The 16284-nt window shown below is 43.9% G+C and carries 16 protein-coding genes and 1 pseudogene; 7 read left to right on the plus strand and 10 right to left on the minus strand.

From position 1 onward, the window contains the following. Positions 1 to 176: 176 nt before the first annotated feature. The 3 genes from GVY04_15225 to GVY04_15235 are packed head-to-tail and all read right to left on the minus strand — an operon-like array spanning position 177 to position 3187. A complete protein-coding gene (locus GVY04_15225) occupies positions 177 to 1619 on the minus strand; it encodes an amino acid carrier protein (GenBank protein NBD17433.1) in 1443 nt (480 codons plus the stop codon). Further along, positions 1585 to 1881, minus strand: a complete 297-nt coding sequence (locus GVY04_15230) for a hypothetical protein (GenBank protein NBD17434.1) — start codon at positions 1879 to 1881, stop codon at positions 1585 to 1587. Before GVY04_15230 ends, GVY04_15225 begins: the two co-directional genes overlap by 35 nt. Then, positions 1853 to 3187 (minus strand): histidine phosphatase family protein, encoded by a 1335-nt coding sequence (locus GVY04_15235; protein ID NBD17435.1) that lies wholly within the window; start codon positions 3185 to 3187, stop codon positions 1853 to 1855. The genes GVY04_15230 and GVY04_15235 overlap by 29 nt, the downstream gene beginning before the upstream one ends. Positions 3188 to 3345: 158 nt before the next feature. On the opposite strand from GVY04_15235, the gene GVY04_15240 reads away from it, so the two are divergent. Beyond that, positions 3346 to 3852, plus strand: coding sequence for a tetratricopeptide repeat protein (locus GVY04_15240; GenBank protein ID NBD17436.1), 507 nt, complete (start codon positions 3346 to 3348; stop codon positions 3850 to 3852). On the opposite strand, the gene pstB is transcribed toward GVY04_15240, so the two are convergent. The 7 genes from pstB to GVY04_15275 form a co-directional block, all read right to left on the minus strand. Then, positions 3634 to 4476 carry a phosphate ABC transporter ATP-binding protein gene (gene pstB / locus GVY04_15245; protein NBD17437.1) on the minus strand — a complete coding sequence of 281 codons (843 nt, stop codon included), beginning with the start codon at positions 4474 to 4476 and terminating at the stop codon, positions 3634 to 3636. The genes GVY04_15240 and pstB overlap by 219 nt on opposite strands. A gap of 33 nt (positions 4477 to 4509) precedes the next feature. After that, entirely contained in the window at positions 4510 to 5313 is an 804-nt protein-coding gene (pstA, locus tag GVY04_15250) for a phosphate ABC transporter permease PstA (protein NBD17438.1), read from the minus strand. 122 nt (positions 5314 to 5435) lie between these two features. Continuing rightward, entirely contained in the window at positions 5436 to 6398 is a 963-nt protein-coding gene (gene pstC, locus GVY04_15255) for a phosphate ABC transporter permease subunit PstC (protein NBD17439.1), read from the minus strand. 86 nt (positions 6399 to 6484) lie between these two features. Further along, positions 6485 to 7594 carry a phosphate ABC transporter substrate-binding protein PstS gene (pstS, locus tag GVY04_15260; GenBank protein ID NBD17440.1) on the minus strand — a complete coding sequence of 370 codons (1110 nt, stop codon included), beginning with the start codon at positions 7592 to 7594 and terminating at the stop codon, positions 6485 to 6487. Between the two features lie 238 nt (positions 7595 to 7832). After that, on the minus strand, positions 7833 to 10589 hold the full coding sequence (locus GVY04_15265; protein NBD17441.1) for an HAD-IC family P-type ATPase: 2757 nt from the start codon (positions 10587 to 10589) through the stop codon (positions 7833 to 7835). A gap of 9 nt (positions 10590 to 10598) precedes the next feature. Beyond that, entirely contained in the window at positions 10599 to 12641 is a 2043-nt protein-coding gene (locus GVY04_15270) for a potassium transporter TrkA (protein NBD17442.1), read from the minus strand. A gap of 207 nt (positions 12642 to 12848) precedes the next feature. After that, positions 12849 to 12998 (minus strand): hypothetical protein, encoded by a 150-nt coding sequence (locus GVY04_15275; GenBank protein NBD17443.1) that lies wholly within the window; start codon positions 12996 to 12998, stop codon positions 12849 to 12851. A 54-nt stretch (positions 12999 to 13052) separates the two neighbouring features. On the opposite strand from GVY04_15275, the pseudogene GVY04_15280 reads away from it, so the two are divergent. From GVY04_15280 to GVY04_15305, 6 genes and pseudogenes are all read left to right on the plus strand, one after another. Then, positions 13053 to 13316: pseudogene (locus tag GVY04_15280) on the plus strand (UDP-4-amino-4,6-dideoxy-N-acetyl-beta-L-altrosamine transaminase). A gap of 77 nt (positions 13317 to 13393) precedes the next feature. After that, positions 13394 to 14041, plus strand: coding sequence for a Uma2 family endonuclease (locus GVY04_15285; protein NBD17444.1), 648 nt, complete (start codon positions 13394 to 13396; stop codon positions 14039 to 14041). Further along, the gene (locus tag GVY04_15290) at positions 14028 to 14711 is read left to right on the plus strand and encodes a Uma2 family endonuclease (protein NBD17445.1); all 684 of its coding nucleotides are present in this window, start codon (positions 14028 to 14030) and stop codon (positions 14709 to 14711) included. Before GVY04_15285 ends, GVY04_15290 begins: the two co-directional genes overlap by 14 nt. Positions 14712 to 14766: 55 nt before the next feature. Then, complete coding sequence (locus GVY04_15295) at positions 14767 to 15459, plus strand: Uma2 family endonuclease (protein ID NBD17446.1); 693 nt, start codon at positions 14767 to 14769, stop codon at positions 15457 to 15459. Positions 15460 to 15511: 52 nt separating this feature from the next. Next, positions 15512 to 15934 (plus strand): hypothetical protein, encoded by a 423-nt coding sequence (locus GVY04_15300; GenBank protein ID NBD17447.1) that lies wholly within the window; start codon positions 15512 to 15514, stop codon positions 15932 to 15934. 4 nt (positions 15935 to 15938) lie between these two features. Continuing rightward, positions 15939 to 16283, plus strand: coding sequence for a hypothetical protein (locus tag GVY04_15305; GenBank protein NBD17448.1), 345 nt, complete (start codon positions 15939 to 15941; stop codon positions 16281 to 16283). Position 16284 lies beyond the last annotated feature (1 nt).

The raw sequence follows: 16284 nt of genomic DNA on the forward strand, positions 1-16284 counted from the left end.
TCGAACCGGAGCGAAGTGAGGACGCGATCGCGTTTTATTAGGATATGGAAAAGTTATCCCATTTTTGAGAACAAAGGCTACAAAATTAACCACAAAGACACAAAGAACACAAAGCGTTGAATAACTTTAACGGTAGCTTAATCTTTTGAAAATGAGATTAGAAGCAGTGATTAAGCTTAACGAAGCATACCCACCTCGAACCGCTCAACTGTCGGTTCTGGCTCTGATGCTTGATTGGGCCATGCCTTGGCGTCAATTTCAACTCCAGGTAAACTAGCGGCACTGAACAAAGGTTGTTTCTCGCCACTGCGAATCTGTTTCTCGAAATTGTGCAACACCTTTAGCCCGACTCCAAATAACATGATCAGTGCTGCTAAGTTCACTAAGGCTAATAACCCCATTGTCAGGTCGGCAAAGCCAAATACTGTACTGAGATCCTGCGTTGCTCCCCAGATAATCAAGGCAAGGGTTAAAACGCGAAAGCCGTTGAAGAGGGCATGATTTTCTTCGCTGAAGAAATTAAGGCTATTCTCACCTAAATAATAGTTATACAGCATAGAGGTGAAAGCAAACAGAGCCAAACCAATAGTGACAAAGACTTGTCCTAAAAAACCAAATTGTTCAGACATGGCATTCTGGGTCAGTGTCACTCCGTTGACCTCCGCACCGGGTTCATAAACACCAGAGAGTAAAATCACGGCTGCGGTACAAGTACATAAAATCATCGTGTCAATGAAGACACTTATAGACTGAAGAATTCCTTGATTGACAGGATGCTTGACGTAAGCCACTGCTGCAACGTTAGGGGCGCTCCCTAAACCCGCTTCGTTGGAAAACAGCCCCCGCTTCACGCCAAAGATGATTGCCGCCCCAATACCACCCGTAATCGCTGAATCAAGCCCAAAAGCACCACGAACAATAGAGGCGAAAACGCTGGGTATGCCGTCTAGGTTAGTGATGATAACCGCGAGTGACATTAGGAAATAGCCAATTGCCATGATTGGTACGATATATTCTGCAACGTGAGCGATGCGCTTAACCCCACCAAAAATGATCGCGCCCAACATCCCCATCATGATAAAGGCTGTCATGTCGCGAGATAAACCAAAGGTATCCTCTACCGATGCAGCCACTGTGTAGGATTGGAGCGCATTAAAGCCCAAACCAAAGGTTACTAGCAGTAAAACCGAGAAAACAGCAGCTAACCAGCGCTGATTCAAGCCTTGCTCGATGTAGTAAGCGGGACCGCCTCGATAAGTGCCGTCAGGTTCGGCTCTCTTAAAGACCTGGCTGAGAGTACACTCGAAGAAACTGGTCGCCATACCGATTAAGCCAATTAACCACATCCAAAAGATCGCGCCTGGTCCTCCTAAGGTAATTGCGACAGCGACCCCAGCAATATTTCCCGCTCCCACTCGACCAGCAACGCTTAAAGCAAGCGCCTGAAAGGAACTGAGGTGACCTTCTTCATGAGTGAACCCCTCCTTGAAGTTGGACAACATTTGCCCGAAGTAGCGAAATTGAACGAAACGGGAACGAATTGTAAAAGTGAGTCCTAAAGCAATTAAAAGGACAATCAGGAGCTTACTCCAAATGAGGTCGTTGAGAAAATCGAACATTGGTGAGTATTTTTTTTAAAATTGCGAATAAATACTCCATCATCTTACATTTCAGTTCATGTGGAGCTGTAACTTTAGATACGAAAGAATCTGTACCCAAAGCGCGATGTTCCCTAGTACTATCTTTTGGAGTAACTTTAACTTGTAATGCTTTATCAAGCAGCTTAGCAATACTTTCATTCAAATGGGGATTTTTCAGGAGAGTGAGAACTGAGAAATCCCCAGCACTCAATTTATAAAGCACCCGCTGCAGTTTGGTCAAAAATGCCCTCACTCAGATGACTGGTAATATTAATTGCTTGCAAAACCGGCGCACCCTCTTTACCTTCAGGATAGTCAATCACACTTACTGCACCATTGCCTTGCTTCACATTCCAGAAATTGCTTGGAGATAGCCCTAATAAGGCACACAAAATCACTTTATTAATCGCATCATGGGCAACAACAATGCCGGTTTTGATTTGGTCAGGAGAATTGCTTTTTTCTACAACAATTTCTTCCCAAGACGCAACAGCACGATCCCAAACTTGCTGTAAATTTTCCCCGTCTGGCATCTGTACCATTTCTGGTGTTTCTTGCCATTGTTTGAGTAATTCTGGATATTCGGCTTGAATTTCCGGTTTTAATTTACCTTCCCATTTGCCATGACTAATTTCTAAGAGTCCTTCCTTGATTTCTAACGGCACGCCTGAATGATGGGCTAAGATTAATTCTGCTGTTTCTTTCGGGCGTAACATCGGGCTAGAAATGGCAAAATCTAATAAGGCTTCTTTCAAAAAATCGGCAGCTTTTCTCCCTTGTTCTCTGCCATTTTCATTAAGCGGAATATCCATTTTCCCTTGGAAGCGAGATTCTTTATTCCAATCAGTTTCTCCGTGACGGACTAAAAGTAACCGGATTCCTTGATTTTTCCGGGGAGAGGGTAAAGCAGTTCCCAAATGAGAGGTTTGATTGAGTGATTCTAATTCAACGGGTTCGCCCCATGCGCCTTTGAAGTTCAGAACATTAATCCCACAATTAGATTGTTGAATCGAATGGTAACGATTGGGTAGAACCCCAATCGCGCTACTAATTAAACAACGATTAATCCCATTATGAGCAACAATCGCGATCGTTTCTCCTTCATGCTTAGCAACGATTTCTTTCCAGAAATTTTGGGCTTGTTCATAGAGAGATAAAACTGGATAATGTTCTTGACCATTAACCATCATATAAAATTCATGAGGACGTGTTTTCCAACAGTAATAATCATCTGGAAATTGCTCGACAACCTCATTTTTTTTCTTTTCTTCCCATAAGGGAAGATCTACTTCTTGTAGTAATTCAGAAACTTCGAGGGGAGGGGCAACCTGAAAACAGCTATGAATAATTTCTGCCGTTTCTTTTGCTCTTTGGAGAGGACTGGTATAGAGTGCTGCAAGATCAAGTTGACGCAACACAGCACCTACTTTTTGTGCATCGGCGCGACCTTTTTCCGTTAAAACCGATTTGTCACAACGTCCCTGGATGATGTGTTCGATATTATAGGTACTTTGTCCATGACGGATAATTACAACCTTTGTCGTCACTGATCCTCCTCCAATTAGGTAAACGAGGTTATTGTACTACGACAGCTCAGGATCTGAGTTGATCAATGTCGATTCAGTTCATGACCCACTACTCCTTGCTCAAGTGAAAGAGTAGAAACGAAACAACAACTATCAAAACAAAAAGAAACAAACAAGACTTGGAATCTGAGGAACAAGATTATCAAGGGGCTCAGGAAAAATTTCAACAAGCCGCAGCTGCATTTGAGAAAGCTACTACGATTAATCCTGATTTTTATGAAGCATGGCGCGATCGCGCAAATATCTTGTCTGATTTAGACAAACACCAACAAGCCCTCGCTTCTATTAACAAAGCAACAGAAAGCAGCTGCCGATTACAAACAAGCACTCGAAATCTATATTTGATGATAACTGACTCTAAATCTTGCCGCGAAACAATTCCCTTACCAGAAAGAAAGCAACTGCAACTAGCCGAAGCGACCAGACACATAATCCCGTGTTACTTCTTGCTGAGCCTCCTCGAAGATCACTCTCGTCTCGTCATACTCAGCCAAATAGCCCACTTTACCGCCACTTTCTGTCGCAACAGCATTAAAAAAGGCGGTGTAATCAGCCACCCGGGTGGCTTGCTGCATATTGTGAGTGACGATAATAATCGTGTAGTTTTCCGCGAGCTCTTTCATTAACTCCTCCACCTTCAGGGTGGAAATGGGGTCTAAGGCAGAGCAGGGTTCGTCCATTAGCACCACTTCCGGATTGATGGCAATGGTGCGAGCAATACAGAGTCGCTGCTGCTGTCCACCGGATAAGGCAAATCCGTTTTCTTGCAGTTTGTCCTTGACTTCATCCCAGAGGGCAGCTCGTCTTAGAGAATTCTCCACTAATTCGTCGAGATCGCCGCTATAGTTACTGACCCTAGCACCATAAGCGATATTGTCATAGATCGATTTGGGAAAAGGATTAGGTTGCTGAAATACCATGCCAATCCGGCGACGAACCTCAATGGGGTCGATATCTTTGGCATAGATATCTTGACCATGGTAAGTAATCTCACCGTCAAGGCGAAAACCGTTGATTAAGTCATTCAATCGATTAAAGCAGCGCAGTACCGTGCTTTTACCACAACCCGAGGGACCGATCAAGGCGGTGATTTTGTTTCTAGGGATATCCAGGGAAACATCACGTACTGCTTTATAGTTGCCGTAGTAAATATCACATGCTTTAGCCCGCAAAACAACGTCAGTTGCTAAGGCAAGTGTTTTAGCTGTTTCGGAGTTGTACGATGTGTTAGCTGTTTCAGGGTTAGACATTAGTACTCGTTTTTTTTCAGTAGGGCAGTGTTTTTAATAAGTTCTGCGTCGCGTTGCCAAGCGAGCGGCGATACTAGTGGCTAGAACCAGCAGCACTAGAATAAATGCGCCTGCCCAAGCCAACTCCTGCTGCGGCTCAAAGGGAACAATGGCAAAGTTGTAAACCAGTACTGCTAAGCTAGCAATAGGATTAAAAATACCATTGGGCCAAAACTGAGAAAATAGAGCAGTGAAAATTAGCGGTGCTGTCTCTCCAGCTGCCCGAGCAATTGCTAAGGTAACCCCAGTAATAATAGCTGGTATAGCAGCCGGGAGAACAACGGTTAAGACCGTTTGATAATTCGATGCACCGACTCCCACTGAAGCCCAACGGACTTCTTGAGGAACGATCTTCAAAGCCTCATCAGTGGTCCGAATAATCGTCGGCAGCATCAAGATCGACAACGCCACTCCCCCTGCGACAGCAGAATATCCAGTCCAGCCAGAACGAACTAAAAGTGCGTAAACAAAAACCCCAGCAATAATCGACGGAACACCGCTTAAAACGTTAGTTGCAAACCGTACATTTTCAGCTAGTTTGCTCCCTTCGCTAAATTCTGCCAGATAAATGGCTGTCATAATGCCAAAAGGAACAGAAATAAGGGTTGCGATTAAAACTACAATCAGGGTTCCTAAAATAGCATTGGCAATTCCTCCTCCCTCTAAACCGGGCGGGGGCGGAAGCTGCGTAAACAGGTTCAAATCGAGCCGACCAATTCCACGCACGAGGACCAAAGCCAGCACCAAGACCAGCGGGATTAATGTTCCCACCATACATAAGCTGGCCAAGGTCGTCATGACGATATTAAAAATGGTTCTACTGTTTGACGTATTTTTTTTGAGCCCCTGAATATCAAAGGTTTCAATTGGGGGACTGGGAGAGTTAGCCACATCAACACCTCAAAAAAATATATTGACTACTACTGGTACTTGGCCTGAACTCGATTCACAATCATCTGTGCTAACACATTGACAACTAATGTCATCACGACCAGCACAAATGCTGCATACATCAAGGCAGACACCTGCATTCCTTTTGCTTCCGCGAATTGGTTTGCTAAGAGGGAAGCGATCGTATTGGCAGGAGCTAAAATTGAAATATTTAATTGATTTGAGTTCCCGATAATCATGGTCGCTGCCATGGTTTCACCCATCGCTCGACCCAAAGCCAGCATTGTACCGCCAACAATACCGGAAAAGGCAGCTGGAATTAAGACTCGAAAAATGGTGCCCCAACGGCTAGCTCCTAGACCTAAAGAACCTTGTCGTAGTTGAGGCGGTAACGCAGCAAGCGAATCTCGAGAAATCGCAGTAATAATGGGTAAAACCATAATCGCTAAAATCACCCCTGCTGGGAGCATCCCCGGTCCGACTGGAGAGGTTCTAAACAGAGGAATCCAGCCAAAATTACCATGTAACCAGTCCCCAATCACCTTAAGAAACGGAATTAGGACAAAAATTCCCCATAAACCATAAACGACGCTGGGAATGGCTGCCAGTAACTCCACCAAGAAAACGAGCACGGTGCGAATCTGAAGCGGAATAAAATCCTCGCTCAAAAAAATTGCAGTTCCTAGACCTAAAGGGACAGCAATGATCAGCGCAATTAGAGAACTAACTAGGGTACCGTAAATCATTGGTAGTGCCCCATATAGCTCTCGTCCTTCAACCGGATTCCAAGCACTAGTGACCAGGAAGCCGAGCCCAAATTCTTGAACAGCAGGTAGAGCCTGAATGAAAACAACAATAGCAATAGCTGCTAAGAGTAAACCAATGGCAATGGCAAAAGCAGCAGTTGCACCCGCAAAAATCTGGTCAAATTTCTTCTCAGTGTTTGAGCGACCTCTCTCAGGAGGTAATGATGATGATGTCTTGGCAGTCACGATAGCCTCGCTTCCTTACAAAATGATCTGGGAGCTTTGAAAAAAAAGGAAGAAAGATCATTTAACTTCCCAAAAAAACTTTAAAGTTATCGGATTGTAATGGTGTAATCAGGACTGATCTGATCGGCTGCTTCAGCGACGCGTTCTCTGACATTTTTAGGAAGAGCGATATAGCCTAATTGAGGAGAGATCTCTTGCCCTTCGTTAAGACCATACTCAATCATCACTTCCATGGCTTTCGCTTTCGAGGCATCGCTATAATCCTGATAAGCCATCATCCAAGTATAGGTTACAACTGGGTAAGATTCTTCGCCTTCAGGATCAGTGATAAAAGCCCGGAGGTTTTCCGGCAGTTCAACTGCCGCTAAGGTAGCAGATGCCGTTTCATCGTTAGCTTCAATGAAATTGCCAGAGGCATTCTCTAGGGATGCTGTTGCTAGATTGTTGTTGACTGCATACCCATACTCCACGTATCCGATCGCGCCTACCGTTTGCTGTACTTGAGCGGTTACCCCTTCATTGCCTTTTCCCCCAACAAAAGTTCCTTTGGTGGTGGGCCACTCAACACTCTTTCCTTCCCCGATTTCTTTTGTCCATTCTTCGCTAATGGCACTCAGGTGTTTGGTAAAGACTCCTGTTGTCCCGCTACCGTCAGAACGGTGAACTACCGTAATTTTCTGCTCCGGTAGTTCAACATTAGGGTTCGCTTCAGCAATTGCCGGGTCATTCCAATTGGTAATATTGCCGAGCAGGATATTGGTATAGGCATCTCGGGTGAGCTTGAGACCTGACTCGACACCGGGTACATTATAGGTGAGGACAATACTGCCAGCCGTCATTGGCAACAAGATAACACCTCTATCGATATTACCGATTTCCTCATCTGTCATTGCAACATCACTGGCACCAAAATCGACCGTCTCAGACGTAAATTGTTCAACACCGGCACCGCTACCGACTGACTGATAGTTTACCTGTAGTTGCGGGTACTTCTTGTTCATCTCGACGGCCCAGTTTTGATAGACAGGAGCCGGAAAAGACGCTCCTGCCCCGGTCAGGGAAATATTCTCGCTGAAAACACTCTCTCCCTCCTCAGTCGGGCTAGTACTATTACCACCGCCACAAGCTGTTACACCTGCTGCTAAAATTGCGGAAAACACAACAAAACTCAATCGTTGAAAGCGAGCTTTATACATTTTTTGCTTCATAGTTCTACTGTAAATTTAAAATAAAAAACACTGCTTAGTTTAGATAAAATTGTAAAAATTGTTACAAAAAAACAAATTAATGACAGGTTTCAGACCAATCTCAACTTTGTTAGAGGCTATTGATTATTGAACTTAATTTAGTCAGATTCACCCAAACACTATAAAAGCGTAAACTATTTTGGTAAAGATAAGATTATGGTTAAGTAAAAACTTCTAGAGATAACCTTCAATATTTTCTGAGTCTCCGACGAATTAACCACTTCTTCAACTCTACGCCCCAAAAAACTAAGGTACTCAAAGCAAGGCTAAGTAATAGGTCTATCTCTCCCAAGGCTACTGTGCCAAAAATTTGTTGTAAGAAAGGAACGTAAATGACTGCCAGTTGCAGCCCGAAAGTTAAGAGGATTGCTCCCCAAAGCGGTTGATTGGAAAGCAAACCAATCTGGAAAAGTGAGTCTCGCTCCGAGCGAATTGCCAGGGCATTCCCCATCTGCGAGAGAGTCAAGACGGTAAATAACATGGTCTGCCATTCCTGGCGGTTGCCAAGCCAGTATCCATAGCCCGTACCGAGGCATATAATCCCCAGCAACAAACCGATCCAAATGATGTCCCGACCCATGCCTCGACCGAAGAAATCCTCTGTCGGCGAGTAGGGGGGACGATTCATGGTCCCTCGTTCTGCCGGTTCCACACTCAAAGCCAAAGCAGGCAGACCATCTGTGGTCAAGTTAATCCAAAGAATTTGCAGCGGTAGCAGCGGTAGGGGCATTCCCAGAAAAGGAGCCAGGAGCATCACCCAAAGTTCCCCCACATTACTACTTAACAGATACTTGATAAACTTACGAATGTTGTCGTAGATGACTCGCCCCTCTTGAACAGCAGCCACAATCGTAGCGAAGTTATCATCAAGCAAAACCAGATCTGCTGCCTCTCTAGCGACATCAGTCCCGTTAATGCCCATTGCCACACCAATATCGGCTGCCTTCAAAGCGGGACCGTCGTTGATGCCATCCCCAGTCATAGCGACAATTTGCCCCTGTTTTTGGAGAGCGCGAACGATACGCAACTTTTGTTCTGGAGAAACTCTGGCATAAACAGAAACCTCTGACACTGCGCCGGTTAATTCAATCTCGCTCAAGCGATCAAGTTCTTTATCAGTCAAGATGAAGTGCTCGCGAGCCAGAGCTAACTCTCGGGCAACATGACCGGCGGTTTTGGCGCGATCGCCAGTAACCAGCACCGGACGGATGCCAGCTCTGTGACAGCCGAGAATGGCTGCTCGGGCTTCAGGTCGCATCGGATCGTCAATGCCCACCAACCCGATGAAGATTAGCTCCCTCTCCAGGTCTTCTAGAGCAGGGGTGGGAGCGGAGGGTAAGAGTCGAAAAGCAACTCCCAGCACCCTCAGACCTTTTTGGGTGAACTGACGTTTGGCTTCCCTAATCCGTTCGCGCCAGTTGCCATCGAGGGGTTTAGCCCCGCCATCTACCCAAATCCATTCGCATACAGAAAGCAAACTGCCAATCTTACCTTTGGTGAAGGCAACATATTCTGCTTCGGCCATCGTCGCTTGACTCCAATACCAGACCGCTTCTAAAGCAACGGGAAAAGAAAAGGCGGAGGGAATTTTGTGAACAGTGGTCATTCGTTGCCGTCTGAAATTAGACGGAACTTGATTCACGCGGGGAAGGGCTTGTTCGAGTTCGGTTTGCCAAAGTCCCTGGCGAGCAGCTGCCATTAGCAAAGCACTTTCAGTAGGATCGCCTACCGCTTGCCAAGAGCGCGGTTCATCAGGGTCGGGTTCTAGAGAAGCATCATTGCACAAGATCGCACTAGCTAACAAGAAAGATAAAGCGGGTGGCTGACTGAGTAGAAGTGGTTGTTCTCGCTCGTTTTCCAGTAGGGGAGAATAAGAGTGCAACCGGGCTGTTAAGTCTAGCCGATGTCCCGCCACGTCCAGTACGGTTACAGTCATACGGTTTTGGGTGAGGGTGCCCGTCTTGCCAGAACAAATCGTCGTCACCGAACCGAGGACTTCGACAGCCGGCAAATGGCGGACGAGAGCGCGTCTTTTGAGCATCTTCTGCGCGCCTAAGGCGAGGGCAATTGTCACGACGGCGGGTAGACCTTCGGGTAAGGCGGCTACAACTAAAGCGATCGCGGTTAGAAACATTAACCGGACGTCCTCTCCCCGCAGCAGTCCTAAAATTAAGATCGCTCCCACCAGAGCAAGGGAAGCGATTGCTAATTGACCTCCCAGTCGAGCCAGACGCTTTTGTAACGGGGTCGCTTCCGGTTCTACCTTCTCCATCAGGCTGGCAATATGACCGGATTGGGTATTCATTCCCGTTTCGGTAACGATCGCCCGAGCGCGTCCGTAGGTGACGATAGTTCCGGAGTAGACCATATTGCATCGCTTGTCAATCCCTAAATCTTTTCCCGGTAAAGCCTCTGTATCTTTATCCACTGGTTCGGCTACCCCAGTCAAAGCAGCTTCGGCAGTTCGCAAGCCCCAATTTTCCAGCAGTCGGCAGTCGGCTGGCACTAGCTCTCCGCCTTCGAGGACGATGATATCGCCGGGTACGAGTTGTCGTGCGGAAAGTTCCTGCTCGCGATCGCTGCGACGAACGCTGACGGTGGGAACAGCGAGCTGTCTGAGTTTGGCGATCGCCTTTTGCGCTCGATATTCTTGAGTGAAACCCAAACCAGTAATGAGAAGGACGATCATGCCAATGCCTAATCCATCTTTATAATTTCCTAGAAAAGCTGAAATGATGGCAGCAACGATCAGCAGCATGACCAAGACTTCGTTCAATTGCTCCCACAAGATACGCCAGGGACTCTTGAATTGCGGCTCGCGCCGTTCATTGAGACCATAATGTTTGAGGCGACGGGATGCTTCGAGATCACTCAGTCCGGACGATGCGTTGCTACCGAGCTTTTCTAGGACTTCTCGGACCTCTAATTGGTGCCAGATACTCATGGTCTCTTCTTAATCCTTCAGCTTTTTCCCATTAATAAGATTTGCTTTTACTCTGACCCTTCTAAGTTCCCGGATCAGGCGCTGTGCTTGGTGCTGATATAATTTTATCGGTATTACTTTTGGCAGATCGCTCATCATTTCTCGAGCTTCATTTAAAGAACAACCGATGACTCGGACTAAAATATTTCCCCCTTCAAATAACGCATCAGCGGTTCTTGCTTTTTGGATTTGTACTTGCCAACTTTTTCCACTCGTATCGAGTTGACCAACTTCGACTCGTTTCAGTCCTTCCATTGTCGCAAGAACAACTAAGCGATCGCGTACCATTAACCGCACATCATCTGACGGCATAAATTTCACCAGTTGTCCGTCTTTTTGATGTAAAATCGGCACAACATTATAACCATAAGCAATATCAGCTAAGAGTAATCCATCGAGAGTATCTTTTTCTTCAATTTCGTATTCTGTTACTAAAATGGTTTGCTGATTCAACCGCAACAACTTAATAATATTTTCTCCAAATGCTGCACCGGCAAAAGCTTCAGCAGCAACGGCATAAGCACAGAGAATAATGGCTTGAGGAAGTAACTGTGATAAGTTTTGACTCAATCGTTGTTCAAAGGTCCGAACCACTAATTGACAATCAGGATTAATGCGATGAATGGTTAAACTAATTTCTAGGTTCAACATTTCATCGCCGGTTCCGACAATGACACTTTTTGCCCCTTCTAGATGGGCCTGGTTAAGGGATTCCTTTAAATTACCAAAAAGCATTGGCATTTCTGGCAAAATATTGGAATCAAACTCTGAATTGAGTGGAATTCCTAATAAATATTGTTTTAAGTCCAGTAACAGCCTTGCTACCCTTCTTCCAACACGACCAATCCCAATAATTACAATCTGATCTCGTTTAGGAATTGGAGGACGACGTTGCGATAGTTCAAACTTTGAAGATAAGAGAGCTTCTGTGACTAAAGCATATAAAACTCCGACTAAAGCCGTTCCTGCTAAAGTTAAACTGAGACTAAACAGTCGTAACCACCACTGAATTTGCTCACTCGCTTCTAGATCTCCAAATAAATCAGCATACCCGCCTAATAATAAAACCACTGTGGCATAAAAAGATGACAAAAAAGTGGTGTTAGGAAGGTAAACCCATAAGATCAAAGTTCCCATTGCAATTAAACTGATAACAATTCCGCCGCAGATGAGAGCAACACGACGCACTGGCAACTTGAGGATTCTCTGATAAAGGTTTTGTAACTGTTTTTTGAGTACAGAAAGGGTAATTTTCTGGGGAAAAGATTTTCTTTTCTGAGACGGGTAATCCAGTAAAAAAGAATCAGAAGTTAACCAGTCTTCGATCTGAATATAAATCACTATATCGCCTGCCTCTAGCAGTTTTTCAGGATGCCAATCATAGAATAAACCAGTCAATTGAGAAGATAAGAAAGGTTGATAGGCTAAAAGTTTTCGCTTTTGAGTATTTAATTCTTGTAACGTTCGTTGATTGCACCACTGATCACTCGGTTGAATCTGGCGTTTAATCACTCGAAAGAGTGGTTGTTCACTATCCTTTTCGGTATTCAGGTAAAAGAAGCCTTGGGTCTCTGTTCCCAACGCCGCTAAGGCAAAGGCATCAGCAGAAAGTTGAGTCGGTTCAAAGGCAATAAAATTCCCTAAATGTTCTCTTAAAAGTTGGTTGAGATTATCTTGTCCGGAACGAATGACCAAGCGGGTGTGAGAACATTGGGAACGAGCAGCAACTGCTGTTTCTGCATTAATCTGTTCATTACTGGTAACAATCAGTAAAGCCCGAGAATTTCCGATTTTTGCTGCTTCAAGGATTTCTGCATCTCGACAATCGCCAATGACTAAATCGGTTAACAAACTGGGTAAATGAGGAATTTCCCACTGTCGGGGTTCAATTTGCTTGATCGCGGTAATGCTGACGCCAAACTTCTTTAAAGCGACCACACAATGTTGACCGAGGGAACCCAGTCCACAAACAATAAAATGATCGCAACTATTAACCTGAGGGATTTTGTCCATTAATAATCTGAAATATCACCAGAGAAATGAGTCAGGAGTTATGCCGTTAAAGAAAGAATAAAGCCAGGAAAAAGTGAAATAAGAGCGCCCGGCTTCTCGGATGATGCTAATTTTGGCTTCATACCCATTAATTCCTGTTTGAATGACATGAAGCCCTTTAAAGATATATTGACATCCTTACTACCCTAGAAGGAAGGTGATTCCTGCTCACACCGTTACTGGTTCAGCGACACCGCTTACTGAATCGGGTTTCCCTTTATCAGCAAAGGCGGAAGTCTCCCCAGTCGTTTCCCAAGGTACTTTTAGAAAGGAAATTGATGGCGCGATCGCGCTTAGAAAGGGTAGGTCTTGTATCAAAATACACTAAATATGCCAACCCATATTTTTGTGTTTTTGTCAATGCGTAAGTCCTATATCATTCGTTTGCAGTTAGAAAAAATACAGAAAAGCCAGCAACAGGTCTTTCAGGAATTAAGAGAGGCTCAAATTGGTGTGAATTTACATTATATTCCTGTGCATACTCAGCCTTATTACCAACAGTTGGGATTTAAGTGGAGGGATTTTCCTGAAGCGGAACAATATTACCGAGAAGCGATTAGTATTCCGTTGTATTCTGCGTTAACAGAAGCCGATCAGAATCGGGTAATCCAGACGTTACGACAAATTTTAAAATAAAGCCTGAATTGAAAGCTATCCTTTGGCTAAAATAGAAACATCAAAATTCAAGTAAAAGGTCAATCCTTCTTGAAATTATGACAACAACCTTAGACCCCTCAATCGCGGAACAATATATTCAGTTACATCCTGTTAGTTGGGAGACATTTAATCAACTTTTAGAAGAGTTAGGAGATAACCGAAATAAACGTTTAACTTACTATCAGAAAACCTTACAAATAATGAGTCCACTAGGAAAGCATGAAAGTAATAACCGTTTTATTGATGATTTAATTCGGGCAATTACTGATGAACTAGGTCTTAATCTCAAAAAGTTTGGCTCATTAACTTTAAAGTCTCAACCCCTTCAACAAGGAGTAGAACCAGATTCCTGCTATTACATCAAAAATGAATTCCGAGTCAGAAGCAAACAAGACATTGATTTAGAAAGTGATCCGCCTCCTGATTTAATTTTAGAAGTTGATATTACCAGTGGTTCTTTAAATAAACTGCCAATTTATGCTAATTTTAGAGTCCCTGAATTTTGGCAATATGATGGAGAGAAACTAACGGTATTTATTCTCGAAGAATCGAGTAATACCTATCGAGAAGTTGATCAGAGTAAAATATTTCCGTTCTTAGATTTAAAGCAAATTCCCCAATTAATTCAGCAAAGTTTAGAAATTGGAGAAACTGCAACCTTAAAACAATTTCGCCAGTGGGTTCAGAATCATGCAGACCAATAAAGTTGATCAAATCCCCAGACTAGAAAACGGCGATCGCGTAACCCGTCCTGAATTTGAACAGCGGTATCATCAGATGCCCAATCTGAAAAAAGCAGAACTAATCGAAGGAGTCGTTTACGTGCCATCTCCCCTGCGCTACAACCGACATGGCAGACCGCACAGTCAAATCATAACCTGGCTCGAAATTTATGCCGTAGCCACTCCAGGACTAGAAACTGCAGATAATACAACTGTGCGTCTTGACCTTGATAATGAACCGCAACCCGATGCGCTGCTGCGTCTTGATGAATCTTTAGGTGGGACTTCCCGCATCAGCGACGATGATTATCTAGAGGGCGCACCCGAATTAATTGTAGAAATTGCTGGAAGCAGTGTTTCCTATGATTTACATGATAAATTGCAGGTTTATCGTCGGCATGGGGTTCGGGAATACTTAGTTTGGTTAGTGGAAGACAAGGCATTCCGTTGGTATGTGCTGGCGGAGGGGAACTATCAACTGCAAACAATGGATTCATCAGGAATCTTAAAAAGCCCCTTTTTTTCAGGATTATGGTTGGATGTTTCTGCTCTTTTAACAGGAAATCGGCAGCAGGTGTTAACAGTGCTTCAGCAAGGGATCAATTCAGCAGACCATCAAGCATTTATCCAAACCTTAGCCAGAGACAAGTAAACACTTTAAGGTCAAAAATCTAAAACATTCCTCATCTATAGATTTAGATTTCAATATGCAGAATAGTAAAGTTGATCAAATCCCTAGATTAGAAAACGGCGATCGCGTAACCCGTCCTGAATTTGAACGTCGGTATCATCAGATGCCAAATCTGAAAAAAGCAGAATTAATCGAAGGAGTCGTTTACGTGCCATCTCCCTTAAGATATCAACAACATGGTCAACCCCACAGCGACATTATGGGTTGGTTATGGGTTTATAGTGCAGCGACTCTGGGAGTGTATGTCGCAGATAATACAACTGTGCGCTTAGACCTTGATAATGAACCGCAACCCGATGCGCTGCTGCGTCTTGATGAATCTTTAGGTGGGACTTCCCGCATCAGCGACGATGATTATCTAGAGGGCGCACCCGAATTAATTGTAGAAATTGCTGGAAGCAGTGTTTCCTATGATTTACATGATAAATTGCAGGTTTATCGTCGGCATGGGGTTCGGGAATACTTAGTTTGGTTAGTGGAAGACAAGGCATTCCGTTGGTATGTGCTGGCGGAGGGGAACTATCAACTGCAAACAATGGATTCATCAGGAATCTTAAAAAGTCCCTTCTTTTCGGGATTATGGTTGGATGTTTCTGCTCTTTTAACAGGAAATCGACAACAAGTGTTAACGGTGCTTCAGCAAGGGATAAACTCGCCTGAACATCAAACTCTTGTCGAAATCTTAACTAAAGGTAAAGAGGAGGGATGATAATGACGACAGCGACTCAATTCTTAACTTTGCAAGAGTTTCTACAGTTACTGTGATTCATCGCGATCGCGTTATTCAAACCTATTTTGATCACCAGCCTCAATGTGATTATGTTTCTAATGCTTTAGAACGAACATATCCCAGAGGAATGGATACAGAAGTTTTTTCCTTTGAAAGCCTTTCTAAAGCCTACTCAGACGCGATCGCGCAGCCCGATCAAGAGCACGTCACTCCTTTTATACTCCATCGACCAGAACGTTTTAATCTTATACCAGTTCTTAACTCAGAAAATCATAGTCATCATCGTTGGACAGTTGATACACAAGAAGATTTTGAATTGATCAAGAGAATTTTAGAAGCAGTTTATCCTCAAAAGCCAAATTGTACCATGGAAGATTGTCTCAATTTATTAAAAGAGCATCCTGAGTGGCAAAAAATTAATGCTCATGTTGAACAGGAAAAATATGGAGAGTAAAATGATGACAAGCTATAAAACCGAGCAAGAGAAATTTTGGTCAGGAACTTTCGGAGATGATTATGTTATAAGAAATCGTGGTGACTTCTCTATAGCAAGTAATATTGCTCTCTTTTCTAAAATTTTGTATAGAACAAATGGCATCGATTCTTTACTCGAAATTGGAGCTAATATTGGTTTAAAATTAAAAGCAATTAAGCAACTTTTACCCCAAGTTAAACTATCAGTAATTGAAGTCAATCAAAAAGCAGTTGAAGAACTAGAAAAAATGGGGGGGGTGACAGTTTATCATCGCGATTATAACTTTCCTCAAGATGATATCACTTGGTTTTTACTAGAAAAAAGATAAT

The organism is Cyanobacteria bacterium GSL.Bin1, assembly GCA_009909085.1.
Classification (GTDB): Bacteria; Cyanobacteriota; Cyanobacteriia; order Cyanobacteriales; family Rubidibacteraceae; genus Halothece.

Bases quoted from the DNA above. Each gene is read 5' to 3' on its own strand.
- GVY04_15225 (NBD17433.1), bottom strand. From the start codon at position 1,619: ATGTTCGATTTTCTCAACGACCTCATTTGGAGTAAGCTCCTGATTGTC.
- pstB (NBD17437.1), bottom strand. From the start codon at position 4,476: ATGTCTAACCCTGAAACAGCTAACACATCGTACAACTCCGAAACAGCT.
- pstA (NBD17438.1), bottom strand. From the start codon at position 5,313: ATGACGACCTTGGCCAGCTTATGTATGGTGGGAACATTAATCCCGCTG.
- pstS (NBD17440.1), bottom strand. From the start codon at position 7,594: ATGTATAAAGCTCGCTTTCAACGATTGAGTTTTGTTGTGTTTTCCGCA.
- GVY04_15265 (NBD17441.1), bottom strand. From the start codon at position 10,589: ATGAGTATCTGGCACCAATTAGAGGTCCGAGAAGTCCTAGAAAAGCTC.
- GVY04_15270 (NBD17442.1), bottom strand. From the start codon at position 12,641: ATGGACAAAATCCCTCAGGTTAATAGTTGCGATCATTTTATTGTTTGT.
- GVY04_15285 (NBD17444.1), top strand. From the start codon at position 13,394: ATGACAACAACCTTAGACCCCTCAATCGCGGAACAATATATTCAGTTA.
- GVY04_15290 (NBD17445.1), top strand. From the start codon at position 14,028: ATGCAGACCAATAAAGTTGATCAAATCCCCAGACTAGAAAACGGCGAT.
- GVY04_15295 (NBD17446.1), top strand. From the start codon at position 14,767: ATGCAGAATAGTAAAGTTGATCAAATCCCTAGATTAGAAAACGGCGAT.
- GVY04_15305 (NBD17448.1), top strand. From the start codon at position 15,939: ATGACAAGCTATAAAACCGAGCAAGAGAAATTTTGGTCAGGAACTTTC.